Origin of the sequence: Thiothrix fructosivorans (assembly GCF_017349355.1) — a bacterium.
Classification (GTDB): Bacteria; Pseudomonadota; Gammaproteobacteria; order Thiotrichales; family Thiotrichaceae; genus Thiothrix; species Thiothrix fructosivorans.
Window position 1 is genome coordinate 1,856,900 of record NZ_JAFMPM010000006.1, and the last position, 14,985, is coordinate 1,871,884.

The following is a 14,985-nucleotide window of genomic DNA, read 5'->3' on the forward strand; positions in this document are numbered from 1 at the left end:
TCATGAAAAATACGCATCACCTCGGTAGTTGGTTCTGGTTGTTAGCCGTCTTTGCGTCGTTGCCGTTAATGGCAGATGAAACAGAAATTTACTTCGCTGATAAAAGCGATGAAATAGCACCCAACGTCTTATTCTTGATTGATGCCTCTGGGAGCATGAGCCAAACCGTTACGGGTACAGAATCGCGCATGGATGTGCTGAAAAGTTCCTTCCAAAGCGTGATGGATACTGCGCCTACAAACTTAAACATTGGGCTGATGCACTACGCGAATCACGGTTTGGGGCGGAATTATCAGTGGAGTTCTGTTAAAGGGGTGAATTTTCCGATCACACCAATTGATGGCAAGATTGGTGATACAGTCGCCGATGGTGGCGCAGGCATGACGACTGCCTACGAAAATATCTACCAATTAGCTGCTCCACAACCCGCCTTGACGACCCCGGTGCGCTCGTTTTTATCTTCTTTGGTGAACAGTTGGCAGGCTGACGGTTATACGCCTATTGTGGATTCCTTGTATGAGGCGGCGCGTTATTATCGGGGCGATAGCGTGGGCTGGGGTAAGGATTTACCGAGTTTGGGTTGGGCGGCACACCCGCTTACTTATAGTGATTCGCTCACTTGTAAATCTTATAATTTGGCTGATGGGAGTAAATCACCTCCTGACAGTATCCCGCCTGTTTCTCCCAATAACCCGAAGTGCATTAAGGAGTGGGGCGAGTGTAAAGGGGATATAGTGCCGAATACTTGTTCGGAAGAGACATGGTTTCAGGTAGATGGTACGCCCCCCGTTACTTTGACGGCGTGCGAATATTTATCCTGTGCGGATTACGATACGAGTACGGTGATTAAATATAAATCGCCTATTCAGTACAGTTGTCAGGCAAACTATTTGGTGCTGATGTCAGACGGTAAACCCGAATACCCGTATTACCCCGGTATGGGTGAGGTGGATGGTACGCCTTATTATCCGCCGTCTTCTGAACGCTATCCTAGTACTACGGGATATGCCGCCGATAAAAGCAGCGAGATCAAGGTTAACCCGCGTTTGGAAGATTACATGGGCTTAGCCGATTGTACTGACGGTGCAGCGATGAAAGATGCCACGGGTGCGGACATCGGTTATAACAGCGGTGTGTGTGGCCCCGAACTCACGGAATGGTTGGCGACTAACGACCAAGATGGCGACACCACCAATGGTGATCAAGTCGTGAAAACTTTCACCGTTGGGTTTGCCTTGAATGCCGATGCGTCTGACAAAGGGGAGGAGTATTTGCAGTTGCTGGCACAGAAAGGCAAGGGGCAATATTTCCCCGCTAATAATGCAACCGAATTGGCAGGGGCGTTCAAAACCATCTTAAACTCCATCAGTGCGGCATCGTCTTCATTCAGCTCACCGACTTATACGGTGGATGCGAATAACATGTTGGCGCACAGTGATGAAGTGTACATCCCCATGTTTGACCGCAGTGATAAACCGATGTGGTCAGGTAACTTGAAGAAATTCAAACGCGTTGAAGAAAAGCAAGCGGATGGTACGTTTGTCAGCAAAATCGTCGATAAAAACGGTAATCCAGCGGTCAATAGCCGAGGCGAGCTAGTCGATAAAGATGCCAAAGACGATAGCGGCGCGGCATTTACTTACGATGCCCAAGATTTTTGGGGTGCGCCGAGCGGTAATAATGTGGCAGCGGGTGGTGCGGCTAGCCAGTTGCCCGCACCTGCTGATCGCAAGCTGTATACCGATGTCAGCACACCTACTTTTCCTATGGATCTCACCGCGACGACCAATGCGCTGAAGACAGAAAACACCACGCTCACGAATGCCATGCTGGTAGGTGGGACGAGCACCACGACAGATGCCAGTAAATTGTTTGATGGTAATGCAGCAGACTTAGCCGCCATGTTGGCTAAATATCCAACTTTGTCAGCTTGGGCAGCCAATCTGGATCTTACCAAACTGGGAACGCCCTATGACGGTATCAGTTGTGCCGGTAGCTATACGGATTGCACGGGTAAGAAGAAAGTGGTGTGGAGTACGGATGGCACTAAGTGTGTCAATATCGCCGCCGTAACCACTTGTTCAACGTCCACAACGAGTTTGACACAGGTCGAGCGTGACGCATTACTGAGCTTTGCACGCGGGGATGCGAATCCCGATCCTTTGGTGGTTACACCCAGTAAGCATATTGGTGACATGCTCAATACCAAGCCAGTCGTGGTGGATTACGGTACGGCGGGAAAACGTATTTTTGCAGCAACGAATGAAGGTTTTTTGCATTCGATTGATACCGATACGGGCGCGGAGCAATGGGCATTCATGCCCAAAAGTTTGCTGCCAAACATCCAAAAATTCATGGCAAATCTGCCATCGGAAGAACACGTTTACGGTGTCGATGGCCCGTTAACGCTGTGGGAAAATGATGTCAATAAAGACGGTAAGATCGAAGGTGCTGGTGAGCAACGGATACTGTTCTTTGGCTTGCGGCGTGGTGGCAAGGCGTATTATGCGTTGGATATTACCTCGGCGGATGCGCCCAAAATTCTCTGGAAAAAAGAAAATACCACGGTTGTGGATGATGCCGCTTGGCATGAACTTGGCGAAACATGGTCAAAACCCACGCTGGCAAAAATGCGCATCGGTAGCTCAACCTCTAGCAAAATCCACGATGTCGTGGTGTTTGGCGCAGGTTATGACGCGTTCAAAGACGAGCAAAATGTATCAGCACGTCCCTCTGATGAAGTCGGCAGCGATGTCATGATCGTGGATGCGTTAACGGGTCAATTGCATTGGTCATTGCAACGTTATTTGTATAACAACGCTGCCACCGCAAATCCGATCAAACACAGCATTCCGGGCGATATTCGCGTGATGGATATGGATCGCAATGGTACTCTCGACCGGCTGTACTTCGCGGATACCGGCGGCAATGTCTGGCGCGTGGATATGGATCACGACCTACGCGATACCGATGCCGATATGTATAACTACGGTGATGCGATTCTCACCCACATCGCAGAACTCGGCACGGATGGCGACTACGGCACAGACCCACGTAAATTCTTCTATGAGCCGGATGTGGCGTTGATCCAGCACAATGGCAAAGTATTGATGACGATTGCGCTGGGCGGCGGCTACCGCACTCACCCGTTGAACACGAATACCAATGACCGCTTTTACGTATTGATGGATCCTAACGTGTATAACGAACCGCCGAAGGCAAGCGATACGCCGACTCCCCCTAATCCTTTCAGCAAAATCACCAATGCAGACTTAATCAATGCACGCGGAACGTTAGGTGAGGCAGGTAGTTTTGATACGGCGGGGGATTCTAGTGGTTCGGTGGATAGTTTGCTGAGTACTAATTACAAAGGTTGGTATTACGATTTTGACCACACGGGTGAGAAAGTGCTTGCGCCAGCCGTGAGTTTCTTAAACAAGGTGATATTTACGACGTTCGCGCCGGTGGATGTGACGGGTGCGGGGCTTGATACGACTGACCCTGATTTCCTGTGCAAAGTGTCGCCCAACAGTGCGCGGGCTTACGTGCTGGATTTGTTCACGGGCCGAGCGGTGGCTGACCTTGACCGTAAATCCACGACCAGTTCTGACAGCAGTACAGGCGGCAAAGACGATTTCGTGGTGGCGGGTGTCAATGAGATTCTCGATGCTGCCAAAATCGTGTTCCGCAGCCCAATGGCAGCGGATGGTGGCGCTTGCGAAAAAGGCGATTGCCAACAAACCGTGGAAATCCGTGTCGGCAAAATGGAAATGCCCGTGATGGACGATTCCAATAGCGCTAACGGCACGACAGGCACCAGCGTGCAAGACATTGCGGCGAAAACCGACTTAACCGACATTATGCCGCGCATGTTCTGGCGGGATCACAATGTGTCGGACTAAGCGCTTGGCCATTGCCCAAGGCTAACGCGGTCGTTGCCGCCCAAATCGGGTAGGCAACACACTTGCTGAAAGCCCGCGTTGTGTAACAGCGTAGTGACGACTTGCCCTTGGTTGTAGCCGTGTTCCAGCAATAGCCAGCCGCCAGTGACTAGCCAATGTGGCGCGGTGGTGATGATGTGGTGAAGGTCGTCCAGCCCGTCTTGCCCTGACGTGAGAGCGCTGCGCGGTTCAAAACGCACATCGCCTTGCGTGAGGTGTGGGTCGTTGGTTTCGATGTAGGGCGGGTTGGAAACGATTACATCGAAACGTTGCGGGGGCAGGGCACTGAACCAGTTGGAGTGGATGAACTGGACATTGTGAATAGCGTTGCTGTGGGCATTTTCTGTGGCGACAGCGAGGGCGGCGGCGGAAAAGTCGCAGGCGGTAAACTGTGCGTCGGGGCGTTCGTGGGCTAAGCTCAAGGCGATTGCGCCGGTGCCAGTGCCGAGATCTAAAGCGCTGACGCACTTATTACCCCCCTTCCCCAGCCCGTTCCAGCCGCTTGAACGCGGCGCTTCGCCCCCCGCAAGGGGTGAAGGGAGCAAAGAAAGAGCGGTTTCGACCAGTAGTTCGGTTTCGGGGCGGGGAATGAGGGTGTCGGAAGTGACTTTCAGCGTCAACGTCCAGAATTCGCGTTGTCCGGTGAGGTGTGCAATGGGGACACCGCGCAAACGTTCTGCCAACAACCACCGAAAAGTTGCTTCGGTAGTGCTATCAACTTCTTTTTCCGACCATGTATACAAATACGTGCGAGATTTTTGCAGGCAATGTGCCAGCAAAATTTCCGAATCCGCCCGCGCTGAGTCCGATGTGCTTTCTAGTTGATAAGCCGCTTGCCGCAAAATGTCTCCCACTCTTGCTCCCTGCCCCTCTTGCGGGGGGCGAAGCGCCGCGTTCAAGCGGCTGGAACGGGCTGGGGAAGGGGGGGATTCTTCTTTCTTACTCACCCGCCAACGCCGCCAACTGATCCGCTTGATATTCGTTGATCAGCGGTTCAATCACCTGATCAACACTGCCCACCAAAATCTCATCCAGCTTGTACAACGTCAGGTTAATGCGGTGATCGGTGACGCGCCCTTGCGGGAAATTGTAGGTGCGAATCCGTTCCGAACGATCCCCCGACCCGACCAGATTTTTGCGGGTTTCGGCTTGTTCGCTGGCTTGTTTCTGGCGTTCACCTTCGTAAATGCGGGATTGCAACAAGCCCATCGCACGGGCGCGGTTTTTGTGCTGCGACCGTTCATCCTGACATTCCACCACAATGCCGGTCGGTAAATGGGTAATGCGAATCGCGGATTCGGTTTTGTTGATGTGCTGCCCACCTGCACCGGAGGCGCGGTAAGTATCCACCTTTAAATCCGCTGGATTAATGTCCACGGCTTCAACTTCATCTAGCTCCGGCATGACCGCGACGGTGGCGGCGGAGGTGTGAATGCGCCCTTGCGATTCGGTGGCGGGGACGCGCTGCACGCGGTGTGCGCCCGATTCAAACTTCAGCCGTGAATACGCACCTTGTCCAATGATGCGGGAAATGATTTCTTTGTAACCACCGTGTTCGCCTTCGTTTTGGCTGATCACTTCGATTTGCCAGCGGCGCGTTTCGGCGTACCGCGCATACATGCGAAACAAGTCACCTGCAAAAATCGCCGCTTCGTCGCCACCCGTACCCGCACGGATTTCGAGGAACACATTGCTGTTGTCGTGCGGGTCTTTAGGCAAGAGCAGTTTTTGCAGGTCGATTTCGAGGTCGGCGCGACGCGCTTTGGCTGCTTCGATTTCTTCTTGTGCCATGTCCCGCATTTCGGGGTCGGCGAGCATTTCTTGTGCGGTTTCGATGTCGTCTTCGGTTTGTCGGTAGGCGTGAAAGTTGTGTGCCACCGGTTCTAACTGGCTGTATTCAATCGAGAGTTTGCGGAATTGGGTTTGGTCGCCAATCACGTCCGGCTCGCCCAAGAGGGCAGCAATTTCGGCGTAGCGTTCGCTTAAAGTTTCGAGTTTTTGCAGGATAGATGCTTTCACAGTTTTTCAGCCGTTATCGTCAGGAGTGGAAAGGTTAAACAGAGTGCGAGCATGTTCCAGTAGCGTATGGTCGCCGTTGCGGGCAGCGTGGTTCATGGCTTGGGTGGCATCGTGCGAGAGTTTGTTGGCGAGTGTGTGTGCCAGAAATTGCAAGGCTTCTTCGGGGCTTTTGCCGTGGTGTAATAAGCTGATGGCTTTGTCGAAGGTTTCTTGGCGGATGCTGTCGGTGCGGGCGCGGTAGGCGCGAATCGTTGCCATGTGGTCTTGGGCGCGTAGCCATGCCATGAAGCTGTCGACTTCTTCCAACACCATGCCTTCGGCTTGTTCGGCAGCGACGCGGCGTGATTGCAGGTTTTCTTCGATCACCGATTGCAGGTCGTCGACGGTGTAGAGGTATACGTCGTCGAGCTGGGCGACTTCTTGCTCAATATCACGCGGTACGGCGATGTCGACCATGAACATCGGGCGGTGTTTGCGGATTTTCAGGGCGCGTTCTACTGCCCCTTTGCCGAGAATGGGGACAGGCGAGGCGGTGGAGGAAATAATGATGTCCGCTAGTGGCAAATGGTCAGCGAGTTCGGGTAAGCCAATGCCTTTGCCGCCGTATTCTGCCGCGAGTTTTTGGGCTTTATCGACGCTACGGTTGGCAACGATAATCTTGCCAATATGATTGGTAGCAAGGTGTTTGCCGACCAGTTCAATGGTTTCGCCCGCGCCGATCAGCAAGGCAGTTTGCTTTTCCAGCTTGCTGAAGATTTGCTTGGCAAGGCTGACCGCTGCGAAGGCGACGGAGACAGGGTTTGCGCCAATGCTGGTTTGGGTGCGCACGCGTTTCGCGGTGGAAAAGGCGTGCTGCATCAGGCGGTTCAACTGGTTGCCCGTGGTAGCGTTGTCGCTGGCGGCTTGCAGGGCGGTTTTGAGTTGACCAAGGATTTGCGGTTCGCCCAGCACCAGCGAGTCTAAGCCACAGGCGACGCGCAAGGTGTGGCGCACGGCGGCATCCTGTTCGTGGATTTGCAAATACGGTTGCAGTTGTGTGACGGGGATATTGTGCCATGCCGCCAGCCATTCGATGAGCGTTTCCACGGTTTGCTGCGGATGGGCGGCAGCGTATAGCTCGGTGCGGTTACACGTCGAGAGAATCAGGCATTCTGGCGCAACCCGATGCGCCGCTTGCAACGCGTGTGGCAAGCTGTCAGGTGAAAACGCAACCTTTTCCCGGATGGAGACAGGGGCGGTTTTGTGATTGACTCCAACGATCAGGATAGACATTCAGTAGGATACCAACAAATTAGCCTTGGATATTCTGGAAATATGTCGTTTGGGTAGTGCCATGACGAACTTGTCAGTTTTCCAAATCAGACGGGAATTTATTAAGGTTTCCGGTAAAGACTCACCAAAACGTAAGCCCTTACCGGAAGCAGTTGGGGAAATTCCATTGGCTTTGATTGCTGATGACCAGATGAAATTGATTGTCCAGTTGAAAACGAAACGGGAATGATCTAGCCAGTAGTGGAATTCATTTGCCTGCTGTTGGGTTGGATACAGCTTCACTAACCTGCTGTTTATAATGTCGGAGTTCGTGCATTCGACAGGAGAATACGTGGAGGATATTGAGCAGGTCTTTGGTAAGTTCTTGTTTGGGCGAGAGAGAATCTTCACTGAGAACCACGAGTTTTCCACCATTGAACTCGATAACTTGTCGGATAACATCGTGACCGAATCGCGCCAATCTGTCGCGGTGGGCAACCACCAGTATGAGCTTATCGCCGCGCATTGCGCGTTCCAGAATGGCTTTAAGACCTTTGCGCTTGAAGTTGAGTCCACTGCCGATGTCTTTGACAATTTCGGCTTGCGGGTAGTGTTCTTGCATGAAGCTGATTTGTCGTTCGAGGTCGTCTTGTTGCTTGTGACTGGACACACGACAATAGCAGATGGTTGACTGCTGTTGTTGCAATCCAAGGTAGGTCTCGACGTTGTAGCGTCGTTGCCCTGATACCCTGATTGTTTCAATGCGTCCATCATCTGCTAATTTCCGTAATGTGTTATGGCATACGCCAAGAAGTTCACAAGCCGCATTACCTTTGATGTATTTCATATTTACCCATAAGTATTTGTAGCTTATGGTAGGTTATGGTGGGTTATAATTTTCTATGTGTCAACCTCTGCTCGTGGGTGCGGGCGAGGTAGTTAACGTTCAGACAGTGCATTAATCCACGCCACTGACACGGTTTCTTGGTTGTCAGCGGCGGCTAAACGGGGCATCATGCTGCCATGAGTATCCCACAAACTGCCATCAAAACGCTATCCGTCAGAGTCCGTGACAAACACGCGGCGGTTCTGTCACGTATGGCGTTTGAGGCGAATCAGGTCTGGAATGCTGCCAACGCCGAGACCGCCGAATGGTGTTCTATCGCCGTACCGGAAGTGGGTTGGATACGCACTAACCTCAGCGCATTTGACCTGCAAAAGCAGCTCAAGAGCATTAAGCAAGAACGTAGCTTCATCATCCATTCTGCCACCGTGCAGGAAGTTATTGCGGTTCATGCCAAGTCTCGCAGGCAGTTTAAAAAGGACAAATTGCGCTGGCGAATCAGTAGCGGAACTAAACGTTCATTGGGCTGGATTCCCTTCAAATCCGGTACTGCGCAATGGAAAAATGGACAAGTACGCTTTGCCGGATACCATTTCAAGGTATGGGACAGCTACGGGCTGTCACAATACGCCTTCCGTGCTGGCTCGTTTTCAGAAGATGCGCGGGGTCGTTGGTATTTCAATGTGGTGGTTGAAGTCGCCATTGAGAAAGTCAGCGGCACAGAACACATCGGCATTGATTTAGGCTTGAAGGAAACCGCTACGAGCAGCAATGGCGACAAGCTAGAATGCGGCAACTTCTACCGCAAACTCGAAGCAAAGCTAGGCACTGCCCAACGCGCCAAACAGAAAAAGCGCGTGAAAGCGATCCATGCCAAGATCAAAAATCGGCGCAAGGACGCGCTGCACAAATTCACCACCAAGCTGGTGCGTGAGAATGAATTCATCGTTGTCGGCGATGTTAGCAGTTCCGCCTTAGCCAAAACCAAGCTGGCAAAAAGCGTCTTGGATGCAGGCTGGTTCATGCTAAAAACCCAACTGAAATACAAAGCGCTAGCGCGGTCAGTGGTGTTTCTCGAAGTCAACGAGGCGTACAGTACCCAAGCTTGTTCGCACTGTGGAAGTATTTCCGACAGTAGTCCGAAAGGTAGAGCAGGACTTGGAATAAGAGAATGGCGTTGTCCCGACTGTAGGACGCTGCATGATAGAGATGTCAATGCAGCCAGAAACCATCTCGCGGCTGGATATAGCCGTCTCGCAGGAGGAATCTCCGTTCTTTAAGAGCGGGGAGGATGTCAAAAGGTAATTCGTTGAATATATCCTTAAAAGCACTTACATCATTACACGATCAGGTATCACGTATACCGGAGAGATTCATGCACAGCACTCGTTTGCCGCGCCGTTTTGTTAGCCTCACCTTGGCTTTGTTAGTGGGTGGGTGCACATTGGGGAACTTTACGTTTGCGGATCAACAGGTCAGCAATGTCGCTACTTTCAGCAGTCCGCTCAGTTACCAAGTCTACAATATTTTGGCGGGCGAGATGTTTATCAAGCAAGGCAACCCTGATCAGGCGGCGTTGCACTATGTCGCAGCCGCGCAGCAAACCACTGACCCAGCCGTTGCGGAACGGGCGGTGGAGCTGGCGATGGGGGCAAATGATGGCGCTTTAGTGAGTCGTGCTTTGGAACGTTTACTCAAGTTATCCCCCAACTCTGCTGATGCGATACAGTATCGTGCATTAGAAAATATTCGTGCAGAGAAGTACGAGGCAGCGGTTAACGATTTGGTGACGATCCGCGATACCGTGGAAAAAGAAGAAGGGCATGGTTTTGAATTTATTGTGTCACTGCTGTCGTTAGAGCCGGAAACCAAGAAATCTTATCAAGCCTTCCAACGGTATGTACAAACAGCCGATAGCTCGGTGCGGGCGCAACTCGCCTTGGCATCGTTAGCGTTGAATGCGGATCAATTTGACGAGGCGTTGACGGCAAGTAAAGCAGCGAAGGAAAAGGGCGATAAAGTTCAACAAGAACAAGCCTCACGTTGGATAGCGAAGGCATTGGTGGGGCTGGAAAAATTGCCGGAAGCGATTGCTGAATTAGAGGCAGCCAGTAAAACCAGCAAAGACACCGAATTAAAGTTGGATTATGCGCGTTTGCTGATTCTGGCAGATCGGCGTAAAGAAGCGACCCCGATTTATCAACAGGTTTACGCGGCTTACCCCGATAATATCGATGTGTTGTACACGCTAGGATTGCTGCATCTGGAGCAAAAAGAGTTCAAGGCGGCTGAGCCGTTGATCAAAAAATTACAGGCTGTACCTGAGCGTGCCGATGAAGCCAGCTATTTTATGGGGCAAATTCACGAAGGTCAGCAGCAACCCGTTTTAGCCATTGAGGCGTATCAACGTGCTAGTGCGGGGCGTTATGCGCGGGAAGCGACGGTGCGTATTGCCTCGTTGCTGAAAGAGACTCAGGATTTGTCCGCTGCTCAAACGTGGTTGGCGGAACAGCGTAAAGCCAGTACGGATGATGCACGCAAACGCTTGCTGTTACAGGTAGATGGTCAGTTATTGCATGATGAGGAACAGTATACGGCAGCAATGGCGCGTTTCGGCGAGGCGTTGGCGATCAAAGCGGATGACGCGGATGTGCTGTATTCACGGGCGTTGAGTGCTGAAAAAGCCGGTAATTTCGAGGCCGCTGAAGCGGATTTGCAGGCAGTTATCAAGTTGCAGCCTGATAATGCGACCGTCTTGAATGCACTCGGTTATATGCTGGCGGTGAATACGCAGCGCTTCCCTGAAGCGGCTGATTTCGTTAATAAAGCGTTGAAAGTTCGCCCTGATGATCCTGCCATTATGGATAGCATGGGTTGGATCTTGTTTCGCACGGGCAAGCTAGCAGAAGCTGAAAGTTGGTTACGTAAAGCCTATGCTGTCTTAGCAGAGCCGGAAGTGGCGAGCCATCTGGTGGAAGTCTTGCTAGCACGCGGTAATAAAACCGAAGCCAAGACCATTCTGGACGCTATGCTGGGCAAATTTCCTGATGATAAACGCTTGCTCCCGCTCAAAGCAAAATTGGCAGATGCCTAATATTCTTTTTACCTCAGGACGACCTCTATGAAACAACGGATGCTCATTACCGCCTGCTGCCTCGTCATGCTGGGCGGTTGCGCGACGCAAACCAAAGTCCCCGCGTCTGCGGAAACCCTGATGAAGCCTGTGAGTGCGCAAGCGGCTTGGCAACAACGGCAGGCTGATTTTGCCCGCATGATGTCTTGGCGTTTGCAGGGCAAAGTTGGGCTGCAATTCAAGGATCAAAGTGCTTCGTTCAATCTGTCGTGGCTGCAAAACGGCACTGATCAGTATGAGATGAACATCAAAAATCCACTGACAGGTTCGATCATGGCGTATCTCAAGGGCAACCGTTCTGATGTGACCTTGCAAGCGAATGGCAAAACCTACAAGGATGCCAGCGCGGAACGTTTGTTGCACGGGCAGCTCGGCGTATCGTTGCCGTTAGAGGGCATGAAATATTGGGTGCGCGGCGTGCCATCACCCGATTCGCCGGTGGAACAGGTTAAGTTGGATGCGCTGGGTAGACCCGAAATGTTGCAACAAGCCGGTTGGTTGGTGGAATACACGGGTTGGAAGGGCAACGACTGGAAAGCTTTACCTGAAAAAATCAACCTGAGCCGTGCGCCTGACAATACCAAGGTTAAGGTGATTGCTAAAGATTGGCAAACGCGGTATTGATGGCGATGCAAACCCTTACCTTACCCGCCCCCGCCAAGCTCAACCTGTTTTTGCACATTACTGGCAGGCGAACCGATGGCTATCATTTGCTGCAAACCTTGTTTGTGTTCCTTGATTTTGCGGATGAGATTACCCTGACGGTGCGTGAGGATGGGGCAATCTCCCGACCCACGGGGGCGGCGGATGTGCCCGCAGAGGCTGATTTGACGGTGCGGGCAGCACGCTTGCTGCAACAGGTCACGGGGTGTCGGCGCGGCGCGGATATTCAGGTGCACAAACGCATTCCGATGGGCGGCGGTTTGGGGGGCGGTAGTTCAGATGCGGCGACGGTGTTGCAAGGCTTAAATTACCTTTGGCAATGCGGCTTGAGCGATGATGCACTGGCGGCGTTAGGGTTACGTTTAGGGGCGGATGTGCCAGTGTTTGTACGCGGTCAGGCAGCGTGGGCGGAAGGGGTCGGTGAGCAATTAACGCCCGTAGCTGTGCCGGATAGCTGGTACGTGGTGATCCATCCGCAGGTTCATGTGCCAACTGCCGAACTTTTTTCATCGCCGGACTTGACACGCAACTGCCCTGCGATTACATTAGCGACCTTCCACGGCGGGGCAGGCATCAACGTCTTCCAACCAGTCGTGGAAAAGCGTTATCCTGAAGTAGCTGAAGCGATAAGTTGGCTCTCTAGGTACTCAAACGCAAGGTTGACAGGTTCAGGCAGTTGCCTGTTCGGATCAGTAAACAGTCGGCATGAAGGTGAAACAATCCTAAAAAGCCTACCGGATAAATGGTTCGGGTTTATCGCACAAGGTGTTAGTCTTTCACCTTTGCAACAAAAGCTAGCAACATTGCCAACGCTTTACAATTAGTTTCAGAAGGGCCGTCGCCAAGCGGTAAGGCACTGGATTTTGATTCCAGCATTCCCAGGTTCGAATCCTGGCGGCCCTGCCATTTTCTTCCCCTCCACTCAATGCGGATATGTCATGGCTGACGATAAAATGATGGTGTTTACAGGTAACGCTAATCCTGGACTCACCGAAAAAATCGTCGATCACCTCGGAATTCACCCCGGAAAAATCAAAGCAGAACGCTTCAGCGATGGCGAAGTGCATGTTGAGATTTTGGAAAACGTGCGTGGTCGTGATGTTTTCATCGTGCAATCTACCTGTGCGCCTACCAACGATAACCTGATGGAATTGCTGATCATCGCTGATGCGTTGTATCGTGCGTCTGCGGGGCGAATCACTGCTGTCATTCCGTATTACGGTTATGCGCGGCAAGATCGACGGGTACGCTCACGGCGAGTGCCGATTTCTGCCAAATTGGTTGCTGATATGATTGCGACAGGTCACGTTGATCGTGTCCTGACTATCGACTTGCATTCAGACCAAGTACAAGGCTTTTTCGATTTGCCGGTCGACAACGTTTACGCCTCTGGCGTTCTGATCAACGATGTGCTGTCTTGCGAGATGGATAATATCATGGTGGTTTCACCGGATGTTGGCGGCGTAGTCCGCGCCCGTGCCTTGGCAAAAGGTCTGGGTGAGGTCGAGCTAGCCATTATCGACAAGCGCCGTCCTGAACCCAATAAATCTGAAATCATGAATATTATCGGTAACGTCGAAGGACGTAACTGCATCTTGATTGACGATTTGATCGACACGGGCGGTACATTGTGCAATGCCGCTGTCGCACTCAAGCAGCATGGTGCACTCAGTGTGCGTGCGTATGCGACACACGCGGTTTTTTCGGGCAAAGCGGTCAGCAATATCGAAAAATCGCAACTGGATGAAGTGGTCGTCACTGACACTATCCCATTAAGCGACGCTGCCAAAAACTGTGTTAAGATCCGCCAGCTTTCAGTAGCAGGCGTGCTAGCCAAAACCATTTTACGCATCAATCAGGACGACTCCGTGAGTTCTCTGTTTGAAGGCTTATAAGTTTTAGTCCCCGTTCGCGGGTTTTTTCGGTGGCTGTCCGGTCGCGTTCAGTTGCCATTAGTTTGGAGTTAAACATGTCAAAGAACTACGTTTTGCAAGCGCAAACACGTGAATTGCAGGGTAAGGGTGCGAGCCGCCGCCTGCGTCATACTGGAATGGTACCTGCCGTTATTTACGGTGCAGGTGGTGAAGCACAATCCATCATGTTGCGTCATAATGAAATGATCCGCAACTTGCAGGAAGAAGGTTTTTACTCACAAATCATCACGGTTGACTTCGGTGATCGTAAAGAGCAAGTGATCCTGCGTGACCTGCAACGTCACCCAGCTAAGCCAATCATCATGCACGCTGACTTACAGCGCATCAGCGATGACCAAGAAATCAACGTCCACGTCGCACTGCACTTCCTCAACGAAGATGTATCCAAAGGTGTGAAAGAGCAGGGTGGTACCGTTAGCCATTCCATTTCTGAAGTTGAAGTGTCTTGCTTGCCTAAGAACCTGCCTGAATTCCTCGAAGTTGACATGCTCAATGTCGAAAAAGGTCAGATTCTGCATTTGTCAGACATCAAATTACCAGAAGGCGTGAGCCTGCCAGCATTGGCACTGGGCGAAGACCACGATAACGCCATCGCGGCGATTCACTAAGGTCGATACCGATGGGAAACCCTATTCGCCTCATTGCAGGCTTGGGCAACCCCGGTAGCCAGTACGACAAAACCCGGCACAATGCTGGGTTTTTGTTTGTGGATGAACTGGCAAGGCGCTATTCCGGCAAATTTGCTGTCGAGAAGCGTTTTTCCGGTGAAGTCTGTAAACTGCAAGTCGGCAGCGCGACGGTATGGCTGATCAAGCCTATGACCTTCATGAACCGCAGCGGGCTTGCCGTCAAGCAATTGGCGAGTTTCTACCAAATTCCGGTAGAACACATTTTGGTTGCGCACGACGAGTTGGATATTGCACCCGGTGAGGTTCGCTTGAAACAAGCGGGTGGTCACGGTGGACACAACGGTTTGCGCGACTGTCATGCGCATTTGAGCGCAGAGTATTGGCGGTTGCGACTGGGTGTTGGACATCCGGGCGACCGTAACAAAGTGGTTGATTACGTGCTGTCACGCCCTTCCAGTGATGATGAAATTGTTATCGCAAGGGCTATTGATAAGGCGGCCGACCAGATTGAATTAATTTTACAGGGTGACATGCAGAAAGCGATGAACGCGCTGCACACCAAATAAAGGTA

The 14,985-nt window shown here is 51.9% G+C and carries 13 protein-coding genes and 1 tRNA gene; 10 read left to right on the plus strand and 4 right to left on the minus strand.

The genetic code is table 11. The features are described 5' to 3' along the window. Nucleotides 1-2: 2 nt before the first annotated feature. A complete protein-coding gene (locus J1836_RS12470; RefSeq protein WP_207251389.1) occupies nt 3-3,902 on the plus strand; it encodes a PilC/PilY family type IV pilus protein in 3,900 nt (1,299 codons plus the stop codon). On the opposite strand, the gene prmC is transcribed toward J1836_RS12470, so the two are convergent. From prmC to hemA, 3 genes are read right to left on the minus strand one after another with little or no spacing between them, the layout of a single operon-like run. Continuing rightward, the gene (gene prmC, locus J1836_RS12475) at nt 3,899-4,888 is read right to left on the minus strand and encodes a peptide chain release factor N(5)-glutamine methyltransferase (RefSeq protein WP_242632814.1); all 990 of its coding nucleotides are present in this window, start codon (nt 4,886-4,888) and stop codon (nt 3,899-3,901) included. The two genes, J1836_RS12470 and prmC, sit on opposite strands and share 4 nt — an antisense overlap. Next, nucleotides 4,881-5,960: a peptide chain release factor 1 gene (prfA, locus tag J1836_RS12480; RefSeq protein WP_207251390.1), complete on the minus strand. Its 1,080-nt coding sequence runs from the start codon at nt 5,958-5,960 to the stop codon at nt 4,881-4,883. The genes prmC and prfA overlap by 8 nt, the downstream gene beginning before the upstream one ends. A gap of 6 nt (nt 5,961-5,966) precedes the next feature. Further along, a complete protein-coding gene (hemA, locus tag J1836_RS12485; RefSeq protein ID WP_207251391.1) occupies nt 5,967-7,232 on the minus strand; it encodes a glutamyl-tRNA reductase in 1,266 nt (421 codons plus the stop codon). 25 nt (nt 7,233-7,257) lie between these two features. Here hemA and J1836_RS21565 point away from each other — a divergent pair, with 25 nt between their 5' ends. Continuing rightward, entirely contained in the window at nt 7,258-7,461 is a 204-nt protein-coding gene (locus J1836_RS21565) for a hypothetical protein (RefSeq protein ID WP_242632815.1), read from the plus strand. Nucleotides 7,462-7,479: 18 nt separating this feature from the next. Here the strand turns inward: J1836_RS21565 and J1836_RS12495 are convergent, their stop codons facing one another. After that, nucleotides 7,480-8,058, minus strand: a complete 579-nt coding sequence (locus J1836_RS12495; RefSeq protein ID WP_207251393.1) for an IS607 family transposase — start codon at nt 8,056-8,058, stop codon at nt 7,480-7,482. A 176-nt stretch (nt 8,059-8,234) separates the two neighbouring features. Here J1836_RS12495 and J1836_RS12500 point away from each other — a divergent pair, with 176 nt between their 5' ends. The 8 genes from J1836_RS12500 (at nt 8,235) to pth (ending at nt 14,980) form a co-directional block, all read left to right on the plus strand. Beyond that, nucleotides 8,235-9,335 carry an RNA-guided endonuclease InsQ/TnpB family protein gene (locus tag J1836_RS12500; protein ID WP_207251394.1) on the plus strand — a complete coding sequence of 367 codons (1,101 nt, stop codon included), beginning with the start codon at nt 8,235-8,237 and terminating at the stop codon, nt 9,333-9,335. A 95-nt stretch (nt 9,336-9,430) separates the two neighbouring features. Then, entirely contained in the window at nt 9,431-11,149 is a 1,719-nt protein-coding gene (locus tag J1836_RS12505) for a tetratricopeptide repeat protein (RefSeq protein WP_207251395.1), read from the plus strand. A 27-nt stretch (nt 11,150-11,176) separates the two neighbouring features. Continuing rightward, on the plus strand, nt 11,177-11,812 hold the full coding sequence (lolB, locus tag J1836_RS12510; RefSeq protein WP_207251396.1) for a lipoprotein insertase outer membrane protein LolB: 636 nt from the start codon (nt 11,177-11,179) through the stop codon (nt 11,810-11,812). Then, nucleotides 11,794-12,675 (plus strand): 4-(cytidine 5'-diphospho)-2-C-methyl-D-erythritol kinase, encoded by an 882-nt coding sequence (ispE, locus tag J1836_RS12515; protein WP_372447676.1) that lies wholly within the window; start codon nt 11,794-11,796, stop codon nt 12,673-12,675. The genes lolB and ispE overlap by 19 nt, the downstream gene beginning before the upstream one ends. 7 nt (nt 12,676-12,682) lie before the next feature. Further along, a tRNA-Gln gene (locus tag J1836_RS12520) sits at nt 12,683-12,757 on the plus strand. Nucleotides 12,758-12,789: 32 nt separating this feature from the next. Then, nucleotides 12,790-13,746, plus strand: a complete 957-nt coding sequence (locus tag J1836_RS12525; protein WP_207251397.1) for a ribose-phosphate pyrophosphokinase — start codon at nt 12,790-12,792, stop codon at nt 13,744-13,746. Between the two features lie 74 nt (nt 13,747-13,820). Next, nucleotides 13,821-14,393, plus strand: a complete 573-nt coding sequence (locus J1836_RS12530) for a 50S ribosomal protein L25/general stress protein Ctc (protein ID WP_207251398.1) — start codon at nt 13,821-13,823, stop codon at nt 14,391-14,393. Nucleotides 14,394-14,404: 11 nt separating this feature from the next. Further along, a complete protein-coding gene (gene pth / locus J1836_RS12535) occupies nt 14,405-14,980 on the plus strand; it encodes an aminoacyl-tRNA hydrolase (RefSeq protein WP_207251399.1) in 576 nt (191 codons plus the stop codon). Nucleotides 14,981-14,985 lie beyond the last annotated feature (5 nt).

Excerpts from the sequence above, each read along its gene's own strand:
- J1836_RS12505 (WP_207251395.1), top strand. The coding sequence starts at position 9,431 with ATGCACAGCACTCGTTTGCCGCGCCGTTTTGTTAGCCTCACCTTGGCT.
- pth (WP_207251399.1), top strand. The coding sequence starts at position 14,405 with ATGGGAAACCCTATTCGCCTCATTGCAGGCTTGGGCAACCCCGGTAGC.
- J1836_RS12495 (WP_207251393.1), bottom strand. The coding sequence starts at position 8,058 with ATGAAATACATCAAAGGTAATGCGGCTTGTGAACTTCTTGGCGTATGC.
- J1836_RS12525 (WP_207251397.1), top strand. The coding sequence starts at position 12,790 with ATGGCTGACGATAAAATGATGGTGTTTACAGGTAACGCTAATCCTGGA.
- lolB (WP_207251396.1), top strand. The coding sequence starts at position 11,177 with ATGAAACAACGGATGCTCATTACCGCCTGCTGCCTCGTCATGCTGGGC.
- J1836_RS12470 (WP_207251389.1), top strand. The coding sequence starts at position 3 with ATGAAAAATACGCATCACCTCGGTAGTTGGTTCTGGTTGTTAGCCGTC.
- J1836_RS12500 (WP_207251394.1), top strand. The coding sequence starts at position 8,235 with ATGAGTATCCCACAAACTGCCATCAAAACGCTATCCGTCAGAGTCCGT.
- hemA (WP_207251391.1), bottom strand. The coding sequence starts at position 7,232 with ATGTCTATCCTGATCGTTGGAGTCAATCACAAAACCGCCCCTGTCTCC.
- J1836_RS12530 (WP_207251398.1), top strand. The coding sequence starts at position 13,821 with ATGTCAAAGAACTACGTTTTGCAAGCGCAAACACGTGAATTGCAGGGT.